This window comes from Chryseobacterium sp. RR2-3-20, assembly GCF_017808115.1.
GTDB lineage: Bacteria > Bacteroidota > Bacteroidia > Flavobacteriales > Weeksellaceae > Chryseobacterium > Chryseobacterium oryzae.
The window spans coordinates 1-1,598 of the sequence record NZ_JADQBD010000145.1; the positions used below are offsets into that span (position 1 = coordinate 1).

A 1,598-nucleotide genomic window follows, 5' to 3' on the forward strand; every position below is an offset into this window, starting at 1 on the left:
TCTACAAGCTAAATCGAAGATATTTTGGAGATAGCCTCTTTGAAAGGCTTATTATTGCTAACATTACAGGGTTATGATTAAAAACGGATAATCAATTAATTTAACTCCTTTAATTCACAAATCTTATTTTAGTGTTTCTGAAAACAATAGAAAAATAGACAGTATTAGAAATATTAAAAAAAATGATTCTCTCGAAATCCTTGAAATTAATGTTGATAAGAGATATAATGAAAATTATCATATTGGGGCGATTCATTTTCTAATTCAAGATAGTATAAAATCGTTTTATCTTGTAAATTACTTAGAAAATGAAATTTTAATGTGTGGAAATGTCACGCCACTTTCGAAGAATGATTCGATAAGAATAATTAGTGAAAATATTGAAAAAATTCAAATTGCAAAATCAATTAAAACTAATTCTATAATAGAAATCCTAAAAAAATATCAAAATAAGATTGTTTCAAAAAAAAATCAAATTCCACTACAAATATCTTTTGCGCTAAAAAATGATACACTTAGAGGATCTACAATGTATAATATTTTGCAGTTTATGGCGAAAAATAAAATGGGATTGTATGAAATTCGAAAAATGAATGACGACGAATTAAAAAGAACAAAGTAAAAAAAACTGCAGACAACATTGTATTGGCAAAATACGGGGTGAAGTTTTTAATTGAACTACTCTACTTTTTTTGCCGCCGCTATTTTTTCATTCCACATTTTTTTATAACTTAGTTCCACGAAAAAAATATCGGCTACGATTGGTCGAAATTGAACTTTTCGTTCAATTTAGCCCGCACTTCGCCAATACTTTTTCCGTTGTACGACATTCTTACAAAACGAAGCAATAAAATCAATATTAATGAAAAAAATATTACTATTCTTATTAGTAACGAATACATATTTATCAGTCTTTGCACAAACTACAAATGCAAGTTTAAATACTCAACTTAAAACAATGAAAACATTATTTTTAACTGAGAATTACGAAAAATATATATTCTATATTTATCCGAAGGTTTATGAAATAATGGGAGGACAAGAGAAAATGATTAGTGCCACAAAATCTTCAATAATTAAAATGAAAAACGATGGATATAAGTTTTTAAGCATTGATTTTAGTAACCCTTCAAAATTTGAAAAAAAAGGGAACGAAACTCAATTTACAATTACCCAAAATATTTTGATGGATACACCTAAAGGAAAAGTACTAGGATCATATTCATTGATTGGAATTTCGAATGATAAAGGTAAAAATTGGAAATTTATAGACACTTCCGGAAAAAAACTAGAAACAATGCTTAAATATTTCCCCAACTTAAGTGACAAATTAATTATCAAACCAAAAATTCAAAAAATAGTTGAATAAAAGAACGTCGTACAACATTGTATTGGCAAAATGCCGGGAGAAGTCTAAATTGAAAATCCACGGCTTTTTTGCCGCCGCTGCTTTTCAATTCTACATTTTTTTTGTAATTTAGTTTCATTGAAAAAGCATCGGATCAGTTTCAAAAGTTGGGGATTAATATTAAAAATTGATATTTTTGCAGAGGATGAAAACAGAAGACCTACTCAAGTTATTATTGCCTGAATACTTA

Annotated in this window: 2 protein-coding genes; both read left to right on the forward strand. The window is 27.5% G+C overall.

Annotated elements, in window-relative coordinates; genetic code table 11:
* Window positions 1-319 precede the first annotated feature (319 nt).
* Window positions 320-622, forward strand: a complete 303-nt coding sequence (locus tag IV513_RS15385) for a hypothetical protein (protein WP_209391431.1) — start codon at window positions 320-322, stop codon at window positions 620-622.
* Window positions 623-862: 240 nt separating this feature from the next.
* Window positions 863-1,369, forward strand: a complete 507-nt coding sequence (locus tag IV513_RS15390) for a hypothetical protein (protein WP_209391432.1) — start codon at window positions 863-865, stop codon at window positions 1,367-1,369.
* Window positions 1,370-1,598 lie beyond the last annotated feature (229 nt).